15 protein-coding genes are annotated in these 14624 nt (G+C 71.1%); 7 read left to right on the top strand and 8 right to left on the bottom strand.

What is annotated here, in order from left to right; all coding sequences use genetic code 11:
• Window positions 1-171 precede the first annotated feature (171 nt).
• The gene (locus ACWDZ4_RS23585) at window positions 172-720 is read left to right on the top strand and encodes an Lrp/AsnC family transcriptional regulator (RefSeq protein ID WP_451510370.1); all 549 of its coding nucleotides are present in this window, start codon (window positions 172-174) and stop codon (window positions 718-720) included.
• A gap of 6 nt (window positions 721-726) precedes the next feature.
• Here ACWDZ4_RS23585 and ACWDZ4_RS23580 read toward each other — a convergent pair whose 3' ends face one another.
• Window positions 727-1329 carry a TetR/AcrR family transcriptional regulator gene (locus tag ACWDZ4_RS23580; protein ID WP_451510369.1) on the bottom strand — a complete coding sequence of 201 codons (603 nt, stop codon included), beginning with the start codon at window positions 1327-1329 and terminating at the stop codon, window positions 727-729.
• Complete coding sequence (locus tag ACWDZ4_RS23575; protein WP_451510368.1) at window positions 1329-2834, bottom strand: 3-hydroxyacyl-CoA dehydrogenase; 1506 nt, start codon at window positions 2832-2834, stop codon at window positions 1329-1331. Before ACWDZ4_RS23575 ends, ACWDZ4_RS23580 begins: the two co-directional genes overlap by 1 nt.
• Window positions 2835-2959: 125 nt before the next feature.
• On the opposite strand from ACWDZ4_RS23575, the gene paaN reads away from it, so the two are divergent.
• Window positions 2960-4690 (top strand): phenylacetic acid degradation protein PaaN, encoded by a 1731-nt coding sequence (gene paaN, locus ACWDZ4_RS23570; protein WP_451510367.1) that lies wholly within the window; start codon window positions 2960-2962, stop codon window positions 4688-4690.
• An 85-nt stretch (window positions 4691-4775) separates the two neighbouring features.
• Here paaN and ACWDZ4_RS23565 read toward each other — a convergent pair whose 3' ends face one another.
• The 3 genes from ACWDZ4_RS23565 to ACWDZ4_RS23555 are packed head-to-tail and all read right to left on the bottom strand — an operon-like array spanning window position 4776 to window position 7698.
• Complete coding sequence (locus ACWDZ4_RS23565; protein WP_451510366.1) at window positions 4776-5540, bottom strand: TrmH family RNA methyltransferase; 765 nt, start codon at window positions 5538-5540, stop codon at window positions 4776-4778.
• A gap of 38 nt (window positions 5541-5578) precedes the next feature.
• The gene (locus ACWDZ4_RS23560) at window positions 5579-6889 is read right to left on the bottom strand and encodes an HTTM domain-containing protein (RefSeq protein ID WP_451510365.1); all 1311 of its coding nucleotides are present in this window, start codon (window positions 6887-6889) and stop codon (window positions 5579-5581) included.
• Window positions 6886-7698 (bottom strand): DUF5819 family protein, encoded by an 813-nt coding sequence (locus ACWDZ4_RS23555; protein WP_451510364.1) that lies wholly within the window; start codon window positions 7696-7698, stop codon window positions 6886-6888. Before ACWDZ4_RS23555 ends, ACWDZ4_RS23560 begins: the two co-directional genes overlap by 4 nt.
• A gap of 162 nt (window positions 7699-7860) precedes the next feature.
• Here ACWDZ4_RS23555 and paaA point away from each other — a divergent pair, with 162 nt between their 5' ends.
• The 5 genes from paaA to ACWDZ4_RS23530 are packed head-to-tail and all read left to right on the top strand — an operon-like array spanning window position 7861 to window position 11445.
• Entirely contained in the window at window positions 7861-8862 is a 1002-nt protein-coding gene (paaA, locus tag ACWDZ4_RS23550; RefSeq protein ID WP_451510363.1) for a 1,2-phenylacetyl-CoA epoxidase subunit PaaA, read from the top strand.
• The gene (gene paaB, locus ACWDZ4_RS23545) at window positions 8859-9146 is read left to right on the top strand and encodes a 1,2-phenylacetyl-CoA epoxidase subunit PaaB (protein WP_344489457.1); all 288 of its coding nucleotides are present in this window, start codon (window positions 8859-8861) and stop codon (window positions 9144-9146) included. The genes paaA and paaB overlap by 4 nt, the downstream gene beginning before the upstream one ends.
• A complete protein-coding gene (gene paaC, locus ACWDZ4_RS23540) occupies window positions 9143-9874 on the top strand; it encodes a 1,2-phenylacetyl-CoA epoxidase subunit PaaC (RefSeq protein ID WP_451510362.1) in 732 nt (243 codons plus the stop codon). Before paaB ends, paaC begins: the two co-directional genes overlap by 4 nt.
• Window positions 9868-10365, top strand: coding sequence for a 1,2-phenylacetyl-CoA epoxidase subunit PaaD (paaD, locus tag ACWDZ4_RS23535; RefSeq protein ID WP_451510361.1), 498 nt, complete (start codon window positions 9868-9870; stop codon window positions 10363-10365). Before paaC ends, paaD begins: the two co-directional genes overlap by 7 nt.
• Window positions 10366-11445, top strand: a complete 1080-nt coding sequence (locus ACWDZ4_RS23530; protein WP_451510360.1) for a 2Fe-2S iron-sulfur cluster-binding protein — start codon at window positions 10366-10368, stop codon at window positions 11443-11445.
• Between the two features lie 61 nt (window positions 11446-11506).
• Here the strand turns inward: ACWDZ4_RS23530 and ACWDZ4_RS23525 are convergent, their stop codons facing one another.
• The 3 genes from ACWDZ4_RS23525 to ACWDZ4_RS23515 form a co-directional block, all read right to left on the bottom strand.
• A complete protein-coding gene (locus ACWDZ4_RS23525) occupies window positions 11507-11851 on the bottom strand; it encodes a rhodanese-like domain-containing protein (RefSeq protein WP_451510359.1) in 345 nt (114 codons plus the stop codon).
• 91 nt (window positions 11852-11942) lie between these two features.
• Entirely contained in the window at window positions 11943-12959 is a 1017-nt protein-coding gene (locus ACWDZ4_RS23520) for a J domain-containing protein (RefSeq protein ID WP_451510358.1), read from the bottom strand.
• 45 nt (window positions 12960-13004) lie between these two features.
• Complete coding sequence (locus ACWDZ4_RS23515; RefSeq protein ID WP_451510357.1) at window positions 13005-14495, bottom strand: DUF2252 domain-containing protein; 1491 nt, start codon at window positions 14493-14495, stop codon at window positions 13005-13007.
• Window positions 14496-14624: the final 129 nt, after the last annotated feature.

The following is a 14624-nucleotide window of genomic DNA, read 5'->3' as shown; positions in this document are numbered from 1 at the left end:
GTGCACCTCCTCGTGGGAGCGGTGAGAACGGCACAGGAGTGTGGTGTGCCTCACCTACCGATTGTTCGGTCGTGGACGCAATTTGGCTACAGGCGGCTCCAGCCTGTGGACAAACGGTTCTCCACAGCCTGGGATGGACGCAGGTCGTCCATGAGAGGAAGGCGGGGGGACATGGCAGCTGAACAAATGGCCGACGCGGGAACAGGGCCTCCGGTGCGCCCGCTCGACGCCATCGACCGCGACATCCTGCGCATGCTCCAAACGGACGGCCGCGCGTCGATACGGTCCGTGGCCGAGCGCGTGCACGTGTCGCGCGCCAACGCGTACGCGCGCATCAACCGCCTCATCGACGACGGCGTGATCCGCGGCTTCAGCGCGCGCGTGGACCACGAACGCGCGGGGCAGGGGGCATCGGCGTACATCACGCTCAAGATCGTGCAGAACTCCTGGCGGACGGTGCGCGAGCGGCTCCAGGAACTGCCCGGCGCCGCGCACATCGCACTGGTCAGCGGGGACTTCGACGTACTGCTGCTGGTGCACACGGCGGACAACAGAGCGCTGCGCGAGCTCGTACTGACGAAGATCCAGTCGATCCCGGAGGTGCTCAGCACGCGCACCCTGCTGGTCTTCGAGGAGACAGACCTCGACTCGGCCGCCCCGCCGCAGGCGCCCCAGCCGCCTCAGTCGCCGCAATCGCCGCAGTCGCCCCAGGAACTGTGAAAAGGCTCAGCGGCTGGTCCGCAGCCCGTCGAAGGCCAGCCGCACCACGGTCTCGGCGAGCTGCTCCCCGTCCGTCCCGCCGCCCCCCTGGGCCGTCTGCGGCCGGTACCACTCCACCAGCGAGTTCACCATTCCGAAGAGCAGCCGCGTCGCCAGGCGTATGTCCACGTCGGTGCGCAGGTCCCCGTCGGCCGCCGCCGCCTTCATCAGATCGGCCACCCGCTGGTCGAACTCGCGGCGCCGCTCCAGGGCCCAGCGCTCGGCCTCCGTGTTGCCGCGTACGCGAAGGAGCAGCGTGACGTACGGCAGCTCGGCCATCAGCACCTCCACGGTGCGGCGGGTGACGTACTCCACCTGCTCGATCGCCCGCCCGCGCACCGCGCCCGGCTCGTCGAGGATCCCGAAGAGCCCGTCGAGCGCGCGGCTGACGGCGCGCCGGAGCAGCTCCTCCTTGCCCGCCACATGGTGGTAGATCGAGGACTTCGAGATGCCGGCGGCCCGGGAGAGGTGCTCCATGGACGTGCCGTCGTAGCCTCGCTCGTTGAAGACCCGGACGGCCACCGTCAGGAGGCTTTCGGGGGTGTACGTGTCCCGCTTGGCGGTGGCCATCAGGCGCTCTCCTCCTTGGTGGCGAACGCCTGCCGGTGAAGCGCCAGGGACGGGGCGTAGCGCCCGGTCGGACAGCATCCGTGCAGGTTCTTCAGCAGGTCGTACGCCCAGTCCTGGCCGAGCGCGCCGCTCCATTCGAGCGGCCCCAGCGGGTAGTTCACACCGAGGCGCATCGCCGTGTCGATGTCCTCGGGCGAGGCGACACCGCGCGCGACGGCGTCGGCGGCCAGGTCGATGAGCATGGCGACCGTACGGGCGACGATCATGCCGGGGACGTCACCGATGACGCTGACGTCCTTGCCGAGCCTCTGGAAGAGCCCGGTGGCCTCCGCGACCGCCCGCGCGGACGTGTCCTCGGAGGCGGAGAGCGCGATACGGGCGGCGCCGCGGTAGTCGAGGGCGAGGTCGAAGTAGACGACGTCCGCGTACTCGACGGAGGTGCGCCCGTCGGCCGGTACGAGCTGCCCTTCGCCCGGCAGCTCGATGTACGGGCCGCCCGTCCCGACCCGCTCCACGGCGATGCCCGCCTCCTCCATCATCGCGACGAGATCGCCGGCGTGGCCGAGGTCCCCGACCACGGTGACGGCTTCGGGAGCCTCCTCCGGTCCCACGGTGAGCGGGACCGGCCTCGCCGCCCCCTCTCCGTACGGGAACCAGCCGCGGCCGGACTTGCGGCCGAGCCGCCCCGACTCGACAAGGCGACGCTGAGCGAGCGAGGGGACGAACTTGGGGCTCTGGAAGAACGACTCCCACACCGACCGGCTGACGGCTTCGTTGACGTCCTGTCCGATCAGGTCGGTCAGCTCGAAGGGGCCCATCCTGAAGCCGCCCGACTCGCGCAGCACGGCGTCGATGGTGGCCGGGTCCGCGCCCTGCTCCTCGTACACCGCGAACGCCTCGGCGTAGAAGGGGCGGGCGATGCGGTTGACGATGAAACCGGGGGTGTCCGCGCAGCGGACCGGGGTCTTGCCCCAGGCGGCCGCGGTCGCCCACGCGCGCGTGGCGCTCGTTTCGTCGGTCGCGAAGCCGCTGACGACCTCGACGAGGGGCATCAGGGGCGCCGGGTTGAAGAAGTGCAGCCCGACGAAACGGCCGGGGTTCTTCAAGGGGCCCGCGATGGCCGTGACGGAGAGGGAGGAGGTGTTGGTGGCGAGGAGACAGTCGTCGGCGACGATCGATTCGAGCGCGGTGAAGAGCTGCTGCTTGACCGGCAGGTGCTCGACGACCGCTTCGACGACCAGCGCGGCGTCGGCGAGCCCGGCGAGCTCGTCCGCGGCGTGCAGCCGGGCGCGGGCCCCGTCCGCCGCGCCCCGCTCCAGCCGGCCCTTCTCGACGAGCCGGTCCAGGCGCGCGCCGACGGTCTCGGCGGCCTCCTGGGCACGTCCGGCCGCGGCGTCGTAGAGACGCACCGGGTGGCCGGCGAGGAGGGCGACCTGGGCGATGCCCTGACCCATGGTGCCGGTGCCCACGACGGCGACGGTGCGGGCTCGATCGATAGCTGTCATGACCCCGATCCTCCCGTACGAGTTGTCCACAGGTTTTACCGGGCCCTCTTGTCCCGACCGATCGTTCGGTTACTGTATCTCGTGTCCGCCTGTCCCTGCCCAGCTCGACGAGGAGTTGGTCCGCCGTGGCCGCCGAACTCACCACTTCCCAGCTGTCCGAGACCCACCGGACCACGCTCGACCAGGCGCTCGACGTGATCCGCACGCGGGCGTACTGGTCCCCGCACCCCGAGCACCCCAAGGCGTACGGCGAGAACGGCAGCCTGAGCGCCGCCGAGGGCCTCGCGGCCTTCCAGGCCCTGCAGGGCAGCCGCTTCGAACTCGACCAGCCGGGCACCGACGGCTGGACGGGCGCCGAAGTGTCGCCGTACGGCCCGGAACTGGGCATCGAGTACCCGCACGCGGACATCGACGTCCTGCTGCCGGCGATGCGGGCCGGCATGGGCGCGTGGCGGGACGCGGGCCCGGAGACCCGCGCCCTGGTCTGCCTCGAAATCCTGTCGCGCATCAGCGCCCGCACGCACGAGTTCGCCCACGCGGTGATGCACACCAGCGGCCAGGCCTTCATGATGGCGTTCCAGGCGGGCGGCCCGCACGCGCAGGACCGCGGCCTGGAGGCCGTGGCGTACGCGTACGCCGAGCAGACCCGCACCCCCGCCGCGGCCGACTGGTCCAAGCCGCAGGGCAAGCGCGACCCGCTCAGCCTGAACAAGACCTTCACCGCGGTCCCGCGCGGCGTCGCGCTGCTGATCGGCTGCAACACCTTCCCGACGTGGAACAGCTACCCGGGCCTCTTCGCCTCCCTCGCCACCGGAAACCCGGTCCTGGTCAAGCCGCACCCCCGCGCGGTCCTCCCCCTGGCCCTCACGGTGCGGATCGCCCGCGAGGTCCTCGGCGAGGCCGGTTTCGACCCGAACCTGGTGGCGCTGGCGGCCGAGCGTCCCCAAGCCCTCGGCTCCGCCCGAGCAGGGGAGGCCCCACTCGGCGAGGGCATCGCCAAGACCCTCGCGACCCGCCCCGAGATCCGCATCATCGACTACACGGGGTCCACCGCCTTCGGCGACTGGCTGGAGGCGAACGCCCGCCAGGCACAGGTCTACACGGAGAAGGCCGGCGTCAACACGGTCGTCATCGACTCCACCGACGACTACAAGGGAATGCTGTCCAACCTGGCGTTCTCCCTGTCGCTCTACAGCGGCCAGATGTGCACGACCCCGCAGAACCTGCTCATCCCCAGGGACGGCATCACGACGGACACCGGACCGAAGTCGTACGACGAGGTGGTCACCGACCTCGCGGCCTCGGTCGCCGGTCTCCTCGGCGACGACGCCCGCGCGAACGCGCTGCTGGGCGCGCTGGTCAACCCGGACGTGAAGGCCCGCCTCGAAGCGGCCGCCGAACTGGGCGAAGTGGCCCTCCCCTCGAAGGGGATCACCCACCCGGACTTCCCGGACGCGACCGTCCGCACGCCGCTCATGGTCAAGCTCGACGGTGCGAAGCCGGACGCGGAAGCGGCGTACATGTCCGAGTGCTTCGGCCCGGTCTCCTTCGCGGTCGCGGTCGGCTCCACCGCGGACGCCCTGGAACTGCTGCGCCGTACGATCCGCGAGAAGGGCGCGATGACTGTGGGCGCGTACACGACGTCGCCGGACACCGAAAGCGCCGTCGAGGAGGTCTGCCTGGAGGAGTCCGCCCAGCTGTCCCTGAACCTGACGGGCGGCGTCTACGTCAACCAGACCGCGGCCTTCTCCGACTTCCACGGCTCGGGCGGCAATCCCGCGGCCAACGCGGCCCTGTGCGACGCGGCGTTCGTGGCCAACCGCTTCCGGATGGTGGAGGTCCGCCGCCAGGCGTAGCGGCCCCGGCCTCTCGCGGGCCCCCGCCCCGTCATCGCCTCATCACGTCACCACCCGGTCACCGCCTCGTCATCGCCCCGCTTGCTCAGGGGGTGATGGCGGGCGGTCCGCCCCAGTGGAACAGCGCCATGGCCACACTGGTCGCCAGGTTGTAGCTGGAGACCTGCGGTCTCATGGGAAGGGCCACCAGCCTGGTCGCCCGGCCACGCAGCTCCGGTGAGATCCCGTGGCGCTCCGAGCCGAACGCGACGAGGGCGTCGTCGGGGATCTTGACCGACCTGATGTCCTCGCCCTCCGGGTCCAGTACGTACAGCGGCCCCGGAGGCAAGGCGTCAAGGCTCCTGCGCTCGACAGCCGTGGCGTAGTGGAGCCCCGCACCGGCCCGCACGACGTTGGGGTGCCAGGGGTCCATGTCACCGGTCGTGACGACGCCCGTGGCGCCGAATCCGGCAGCCAGCCGGACCACCGCTCCGACGTTGCCGAGATTACGGGGATTGTCCAGCACGACGACCGGGGCCGGCCGGGGCAGCCGGGTCAGCCTGTCCGCGTTCGCGCGCGCGTCGCCCCGCACCGCCAGCGCGACCACCGCCGTCGTGTGCACCCTGGGAACCAGCTCGCGCAGGGCCTGCGCCGGGATTTCGACGACGGACTCGGCGAGCACGTCCGACAGGTCGTCGGCGAGCTCCCGCGCGAGCGCCAGCACGGCCTTCCGGTCGCTCGCGACCGTCAGCCGCACCTCCGCACCGAAGCGGAGCGCGTGCTTCAGGGCATGGAACCCGTCGAGCAGAACGGCGCTCGGGGCAGCCTCACGCCACTGCCGCATCACGGCCTCGGCCACGTCCTCGGTCATGGCCTCAGCCTACGGGGGCCTGCGGCCGGGACCGTCACTCACTCGACGAGCGTACGGACCTGCTCCTCGTGCCGCGGCCGCTCCTGCGGCGTCACCCGCGCTTCCGGGCGTCGCAACCCCCCGGCACGCATCCGGGCACACACCCGGGCACGTCCGCGCGCCGCCCGGTGGCCGGTGCGCCGCAGGAAGCCGGCCGGCAGGAAGACCGCGTCGGCGGCGATCATCGCGAGCGAGAAGAAGGGCAGGCCGAGCACCACGGCGATCGCCGCATGCTCAGCGATCATGACGGCGAGCAGGACGTTCTTGACCCGCCGGTTCAAGAGCGTGAAGGGGAAGGCGACCTGCACGGCCACCGTCCCGTACGTCAGCAGCATCACGATCACGCCATGGGAGGCGAGCAGCCCCGAAAGCGCGGGCCAGGGCGAGAAGTAGTCCAGGTGCAGCGGGTAGTAGAGCGCGGTGCCGTCCTGCCAGCGCGAGCCCTGGATCTTGTACCAGCCGGCGGTGGAATAGACGAGACAGACCTCCGCCATGATCACGAGGAGGCCCGCGTTGTGCGTGAGGTTGGCGATGACGTCCAGCAGCACGCGCGGCTGCCCGGGCGCGTAACGGCCGGCGGCCCACCACAGCGCGTGCACCGCCCACAGGCCCCAGAAGATCAGCAGCCAGCCGCCGCTGAGCTGGCCCATGAACGTCAGCGCGGCAAGGCAGGCACCGAGCGCGCCCCACAGAGCGGGCCCCACCTGGTCGGCACGCGAGGGGTCGCGCCGCGCGTCCAGCGACCACACCTGCCCGCACCGCGTCAGCACCAGATAGATCGCCATCAGGTGAATGACGTTGTCACCGCCGTCACCCATGAAGATGCTGCGGTTCTGCAGCGACAGCACACCGATCATGAAAAGGACGGACATCGTCCGGGTCCGCCAGCCCAGCATCAGCAGCGCCGCGGACACGACCGCGAGCCCGTAGACGATCTCGAACCAGACCGGGCTCTGCGACCACATCAGCGCGGTGAACGCGTGGTTGTCCGCTATCAGCTGTCGGGCCATGTCCCAGCCCCACGGCCCGCCGGGCCCGTACAGCTCATGGCGGTGCGGATATTCGCAGAGCAGGAAGAACAGCCAGGTCAGCGAGAACCCGATCCGGACGACGGCACTCTGGTACGGCCCGAGGGCGGTGGAGGTGACGCGCTGGACGGCGCGGGCGAGCTTACGGACGGGAGCGCGGCCGAAGACACGGCCCGGGACGCGCCTTGGGGTGTGAACAGGCGTGCGGGCAGGAGCGTCGGCAGAAGTGCGGACAGGGCTGCCGTCGGAAACGTCGGCAGAAGGGGGAACGGACGAGCTCACCGGGCCGCCCCCGATGCGTGCCGCGCGCCCTCGGGCAGATCCGCCCCGGTCACCGGCCACCACGGCAGGATCCGGTGGGCCGGCCGCGTGTTCGTCTTCTCCTCGCTCCACGGCGGCGCCTTCACCCACACCGTCTCCGACCTGACCTGTATCCGTTCGACCTTGCCGCCCAGGTCCCGCCCGTCGAGGCGCAGCATGACGGTGCGGCGGACGTAGCGCTCGGAGAGGGCGCCGCGCAGGCCGTTCGGCTTGTTCGCGTTGTCGTGCGTGGCGGTGTAGAAGTCCCAGCTGCGCCGCAGCGCGTTCTGGACCGTGTGGCTCGGCAGCAGATTGCCGCGGATCGCTTCACCGTCCCGGGCGGTGAGGTCGATCCAGTCACTGGTCTTCCACCGCCCGTCCGCCGTACGGACCTGCGCCCGCACCTGTACGGAGATGTTCTGCTGGAGCGGATTGGGTGCGAACAGCTTCCAGTTCTGCTCGAACTCGGGGTAGACCCAGTCGTCGACCGCCTCACCGTTCTGCTTGGTGAGGGTGTTGGACGGCGCGACGTGCAGGAAGACCATCCCGAGGTGCACGCAGGCGACCACCCCGACCACGGCGAGCGCGAGAGCGGCCACGAGCTGGTACGGGAGAGAGAGCGCCGCGATACCGCCCGACGCGCCGGGGTGACGAGGGTCTTCCGCGACTCCCGCGAGATCCGGCGGCGCGACGGCCTCCGAGGCCGTCGCGGCCCCTGGAGCGTCCGGGGCGCCCGGGGCGGAGGCCGCGTCCTGCCCGGCGGTCACACCCCTGTCGTCGTACGAATCCATCCCGCCCCGATCCCCGTCGGCCCACAGCAGTTATCCACAGGGTTGACACCCTACGGGCCGTCGACTCACCATTGAAGTCATCGAACCGAACGATCGGTCGGTCGGCTGGTCGTTCCTTCGGAGGACCGGCCGGGAACCCGGCAGGAACGGCAGGGGGCTCGGATGGCAACAGCAGCTGCGCACCGTACGACGGCTGGGACGCAAGCCGGACAGGCAGAGCGGTCAGCGGCGCACGAAGCGGCGTACGAAGCGGCGTTCGACACCGCGGTGGCCGCGGACGAGCGCATCGAGCCGCGGGACTGGATGCCCGACGCCTACCGGGCCTCACTGGTCCGCCAGATGGCCCAGCACGCCCACTCGGAAATCATCGGCATGCAGCCGGAGGCCAACTGGATCACCCGCGCCCCCTCACTCCGCCGCAAAGCCATCCTGATGGCCAAGGTGCAGGACGAGGCAGGGCACGGCCTCTACCTCTACAGCGCCGCCGAGACCCTGGGCACCAGCCGCGAAGAGCTGCTCGACAAACTCCACTCCGGCCGCCAGAAATACTCGTCGATCTTCAATTACCCCACCCTGACCTGGGCCGACGTCGGTGCGATCGGCTGGCTGGTGGACGGCGCCGCGATCACCAACCAGGTGCCGCTGTGCCGCTGCTCGTACGGCCCGTACGCCCGCGCGATGATCCGGATCTGCAAGGAGGAGTCCTTCCACCAGCGACAGGGGTACGAGCTGCTGCTCACCCTCAGCCGGGGGACGCCGGAGCAGCACGCGATGGCGCAGGACGCGGTGGACCGCTGGTGGTGGCCGTCGCTGATGATGTTCGGCCCGCCGGACGACGAGTCGGCACACTCGGACCAGTCCATGGCCTGGAAGATCAAGCGGCACTCGAACGACGAACTGCGCCAGCGCTTCGTCGACATCGCCGTCCCGCAGGCCGAGGCGCTCGGCCTCACCCTCCCCGACCCGGACCTGCGGTGGAACGAGGAACGCGGGCAGTACGACTTCGGCGCGATCGACTGGGACGAGTTCTGGGACGTACTGAAGGGCAACGGTCCGTGCAACGAGCAGCGGATCACGCAGCGGCGCCGGGCACACGAAGAGGGCGCCTGGGTCAGGGACGCGGCGAGCGCGTATGCCGCGAAGCACGGGAAGGCAGCAGCATGACGAGTTCCGACTGGCCGCTGTGGGAGGTGTTCGTGCGCTCGCGTCGCGGACTGTCCCACACCCACGCCGGCAGCCTGCACGCCCCGGACGCGGAGATGGCGCTGCGCAATGCCCGCGACCTCTACACCCGCAGGTCGGAAGGCGTCTCGCTGTGGGTCGTGCCGTCGTCGGCGATCACCGCGTCCTCACCCGACGAGAAGGACCCGTTCTTCGAACCGGCCGCGGACAAGCCCTACCGGCACCCGACGTTCTACGAGATCCCGGAAGGGGTGAAGCACCTGTGAACCGCGCACCTGCCACCGCGGCCCTCGCGCCCGCGGCCCTCGCCCTGGGCGACGACGCGCTGGTGCTCTCGCACCGGCTGGGGGAGTGGGCGGGACACGCCCCCGTACTGGAAGAGGAAGTGGCCCTCGCGAACATCGCGCTGGACCTCCTGGGGCAGGCCCGGATCCTGCTCTCCCTCGTCGGTGACGAGGACGAGCTGGCATACCTCCGCGAGGAACGGGCCTTCCGCAACCTCCAGCTCGTCGAGCAGCCCAACGGCGACTTCGCGCAGACCATCGCCCGCCAGCTCTACTTCTCCACCTACCAGGGACTGCTGTACGGGCAACTGGCGTCCGGTGACGGCGAGTTCGCGCCGCTTGCGGCGAAGGCCGTCAAGGAGGTCGCCTACCACCGGGACCACGCCGAGCACTGGACTCTGCGCCTGGGCGACGGCACCGAAGAGAGCCACGGACGGATGCAGCGGGGCTGCGACGCGCTGTGGCGGTTCACCGGCGAGATGTTCCAGCCCGTCGAGGGCGTCGACGCCGACTGGCAGAAGGTGGAGGCCGACTGGCGGGAGACGGTCGGCGCCGTGCTGGAGCGGGCGACGCTGACCGTGCCCGACGGGCCGCGCAGCGGTGCCTGGACGGCGGGAGCGGGACGGCAGGGACTGCACACCGAGCCGTTCGGGCGGATGCTCGCCGAGATGCAGCACCTGCACCGCAGCCACCCGGGGGCGACATGGTGACCGAGACGCTCCTGGAGGCCGAGCTGCGCCGGCTCGCGGGCTCGGTCCCCGACCCGGAGCTGCCGGTGCTCACCCTGGGGGAACTGGGCGTCCTGCGCGCCGTCCACGTCTTCGGGCCCGGCCGGGTCGAGGTCGAGCTGACCCCGACGTACACCGGCTGCCCGGCGATCGAGGCGATGTCCTCGGACATCGAGCGCGTGCTGCACGAGCACGGCATACCGGAGGTCTCGGTCCGCACGGTCCTGTCCCCCGCCTGGTCGACGGACGACATCAGCGCGGAGGGCCGGCGCAAGCTCGCGGAGTTCGGCATAGCCCCGCCGCGCCCGCAGCCCGCCGGCGGCGGACCCGTGCCGCTCGCACTGTCGGTGCGCTGCCCGCACTGCGGCTCCACGGACACCGAGCTGCTCAGCCGGTTCTCCTCCACCGCGTGCAAGGCGCTGCGCCGCTGCGTGTCCTGCCGCGAACCGTTCGACCACTTCAAGGAGTTGTAGATGTTCCATCCGCTCCGGGTCCGCGAGGTCGAGCGGCTCACCGACGACTCCGTGGCCGTCACCCTCGACGTGCCGCCCGAGCTCCGCGAGACCTTCCGGCACACACCGGGCCAGCACATCGCGCTGCGCCGCGTGGTGGCCGGGGAGGAGATCCGGCGTACGTACTCGATCTGCGCCCCGGCTACCGAAGAGCCAGTGGATCCGGTCCTTCGAGTGGGCATCCGGCTGGTCGACGGCGGCGGCTTCTCGACGTACGCCCTCAAGGAGCTGGCCGTCGGCGACATGGTCGAGGCGATGGCCCCCACGGGCCGGTTCGTCCTCAAGCCGCGCCCGGGCCGCTTCGCGGCGATCGTGGGCGGCAGCGGCATCACACCGGTGCTGTCGATCGCGGCGACGCTGCTGGCGCGGGAGCCCGACGCCCACTTCTGTCTGATCCGCAGCGACCGCACCGCGGCTTCGACGATGTTCCTGGACGAGGTGGCCGACCTCAAGGACCGCTACCCGGACCGTTTCCAGCTGGTCACCGCGCTCTCCCGGGAGGAGCAGCAGGCAGGGCTGGGGTCGGGCCGTCTCGACGAGGACCGGCTGACAGGGCTGCTGCCCGCGCTGCTACCGGTGGCGGATGTGGACGGCTGGTTCCTGTGCGGGCCCTTCGGTCTCGTCCAGAGCGCCGAGCGCGCACTGCGCGGTCTGGGGGTGGCCAGGAACCGCATCCACGAAGAGATCTTCCACGTCGACGCCGGGGGCGGGACGGTACCGGTCACGAGCGGTACGTCACCAGCGGCGCCCACGAACAGCACTCTCACCGCCACCCTCACCGCCACTCTTGACGGCCGGTCGGGCAACTGGCCGGTGCGGGACGGCGAATCACTGCTGGAGACGGTGTTGCGCAGCCGTGCGGACGCGCCGTACGCCTGCAAGGGCGGGGTCTGCGGAACGTGCCGGGCCTTCCTGGTCTCCGGTGAGGTGCGGATGGACCGCAACTACGCGCTGGAGCCGGAGGAGACCGAAGCGGGCTATGTGCTGGCCTGCCAGTCGCACCCGGCATCACCGGAGGTGGAGCTGGACTTCGACCGCTGAGACGACTGATACGACGGAGCCGGCTGCGACGGCTGCGACGGCTGCGACGGCTCAGGTGACGTCAGAGGACGAAGGCCGGGCTTCCATTGTCGGTGACCATCGGGCGCCCGGCGCCGTCCCAGGCGAGCATCCCGCCGTCGATGTTCACCGCGTCCACACCCTGCTGCACCAGGTACTGCGTGACCTGTGCGGAACGGCCGCCGACCCGGCACATCACATGCACCCGTCGGCCGTCCTGCGCCGCTTCGGTGAGCTCACCGAAGCGGCTCACGAAATCACTCATCGGAATGTGCAGCGCGCCCTCGACGTGACCGGCTGCCCACTCGTCGTTCTCCCGTACGTCCAGCACGAGACCGTCGGCCGGCACCGACGCCACGTCGATGGAAGGGAGCGGGGCGAAGTTCATGGGTCATGCCTTCTCTCGTACGTACACAGTGTGCTCGTCGTGCTCGTCACTCAACACTCAACGGGGAGCGGGGCTCGCCCGGCAGTGCAACCTACTGCACCAGTTTCGCAAGATCCGCCTCGCGCTCGGCGACCCGCGCGAGCAGCTGTTCCGCGATCTCCTCCAGCAGCCGGTCCGGATCATCGGGCGCCATCCGCAGCATCGAACCGATGGCGCTGTCCTCCAGCTCCTTGGCGACCACGGACAGCAGCTCCTTGCGCCGCGAGAGCCACTCCAGCCGGGCATAGAGCTCATCGCGCTCCGGCTGCTGCTCCACGGGCACCGGACCCGCGGCCCACTCCTCGGCGAGCACCCGCAACTGATCCACGTCCCCACGCCCGTACGCAGCGTTGACCCGCGTGATGAACTCGTCCCTGCGGCTCCGCTCCGCCTCGTCCTGCGCCAGGTCCGGGTGCGCCTTGCGGGCCAGCTCGCGGTAGAGCCTGCGCGCCTCCTCGCTCGGCCTGACCCGCTTGGGAGGCTGCACGGCCTGCTCGGTGAGCATCGCCGACGCCTCCGGCGAGAGGCCGTCCGAGTCCATCCAGTCGTGGAACAGCTCGTCGACACCGGGCATCGGCATGACCATGGCTCGCGCCTCTTCCGCCCTGCGGCGGTCTTCCGGATCACCGGTGCGGGCGGCCGTGGCCTCCGCGATCCGGGCATCCAGCTCGTCGAGGCGCGCGTACATCGGACCGAGTTTCTGGTGGTGGAGCCGGGAGAAGTTCTCCACCTCGACCCGGAAGGTCTCCACCGCGATCTCGAACTCGATCAGCGCCTGCTCGGCAGCGCGCACGGCCCTCTCCAGCCGCGCCTCCGGTCGCTCCGAGGCCTGGTCCGGGGCCGGCCCCGTGTTCTGCTCAGCGCCCCCGCCGCCGACCTGGCCAGCGGTCTCCTCACCGCTCGCCGGCCCGGCGGCAGTCACCCGCCCCTCGGCCTGCTGTCCCTCGGCCTGCTGACTGTCGGGCTTCAGGCCGTCGGGCTGCTGACCGGCTGCCTCGTGCCCGGCTGCCTGCGGGTCCTGCACGTCGTCGTTCCGGGTCGTCGGCTCCCCGGGAGCTTCCTGAGTCACCTGCCCAGCGTACGGGCGGCCGGGGCGCGCGGTCACACCCCGCCGTCACACCCCCGGCTCGGCGGCTATTCGCCCGCTCTTGACCGCCACCACCAGGTCACCGTGGTCCGCTTCCGTACGATCCGCGTACACCACCGCGAAACACGCCACCGCCTCGTCGAACTCCTCGTTCTTCCCGCAGTACCCGGCGAGCAGCCGCGGGTCGACGCTGTGCGCATGGGCCCGCGCCAGCAGTGCCCCGGTCATCCGCCCGTAGTCGTCCAGCTGACCAGGTTCGAGCGCCGTCGGGTCGACGCTGCCCTTGCGGTTCCTGAACTGCCGCACCTGGAAGGGCCGGCCGTCCACTTCGGCCCAGCCCAGCAGAGTGTCGCTGACCACCTGCATCCGCTTCTGCCCGAGCACCACCCGGCGCCCTTCGTGCCCGGCCTCCGGCGCCCGGAATCCGGCCGCCGGCAGAAAGGGCGCCAGCGCCGAAGCACGCGCCTCCTTCACCTGGAGCACCAGCGGCTGGCTCCGGTGGTCGAGGAGCAGCACCACATACGACCGCGTACCGACGCTGCCGGTACCGACCACCCGGAACGCCACATCGTGAATCGCGTACCGCGCGAGCAGCGGCAACCGGTCCTCCGGAAGCGTCTCCAGGTACCCGCCGAGCGCCGAGGCCACCGCGGCGGCCTCCGCGTCCGCCACCCGCCGCAGCACCGGCGGCGCGTCCACGAAGCGCCGCATCCCGCCGGGCCCCTCGGCCGTCGCCCTGGCGGCGAAGCGCGCACTGGTGTTGTTACGGGCCTTCTGCGCGACCCGCTCCAGGGTGCCGGCCAGATCCCGCGCGTCCGCGTGCGAGACGAGCTCCTCGTCCGCGATCGCGTTCCACGCGTCCAGCACCGGCATCCTGGCCAGCAGCCGCATGGTCCGCCGGTACGCCCCGACCGAGTCGAACGCCGCCTGTCGGCAGACGTCCTCACCGGCCCCCGCCTGGCGTCCCGCCAGCACCAGCGAGGTCGCGAGCCGTTTGACGTCCCACTCCCACGGGCCGACGACGGTCTCGTCGAAGTCGTTCAGGTCCATGACCAGACGGCCGCGCACATCGCCGTAGAGGCCGAAGTTCGCCGCATGCGCGTCACCACAGATCTGCGCCCCCACACCGGTGACGGGCGTACCCACCAAGTCGTGTGCCATCAGCCCGGCCGCGCCCCGAAGGAAGGCGAAGGGCGACTCGGCCATACGACCGACCCTTATCGGGGTCAGCTCGGGCACCCGGCCGCGGCTCGACTCCTCGACCGCCCGCACCGCATCGGGCCGCCCCACCGAGAGCACCAGCGAATCGTGCGAAGCCCTGGGCACCCGGGACCGCAGCGCCTTGCCCTCGCTCTTCGGCGAGTCCCCGGGCGCGCCCTCCGCCGTACACCGGGCGAAGCCGCGAACCTCCGGAATCCGTTCCCCGGCGCCCCCGCCCGGTCCCCCATCGAAACCCTCGCCGGACCCCCCGTCGAGCCCTCCGCGCTGCCCCGACACCACTGTCTCGTTCTCGGCCATGATGCGCCGCCTCCCCAGCCCTCGCACAGCACGACTGCCGGCCGCAACGGCCAACATCAACTGCTCACGACCGTACCGCCGCCCACCGACACCCGTCTCTCCCTGTGGACAACCGACAGCCGACAGCCG

This window comes from Streptomyces sp. NPDC003016 (assembly GCF_053591455.1).
The sequence above is the reverse complement of the archived record's forward strand: the minus strand, read 5'-3'. Positions and strand labels throughout refer to the sequence as shown.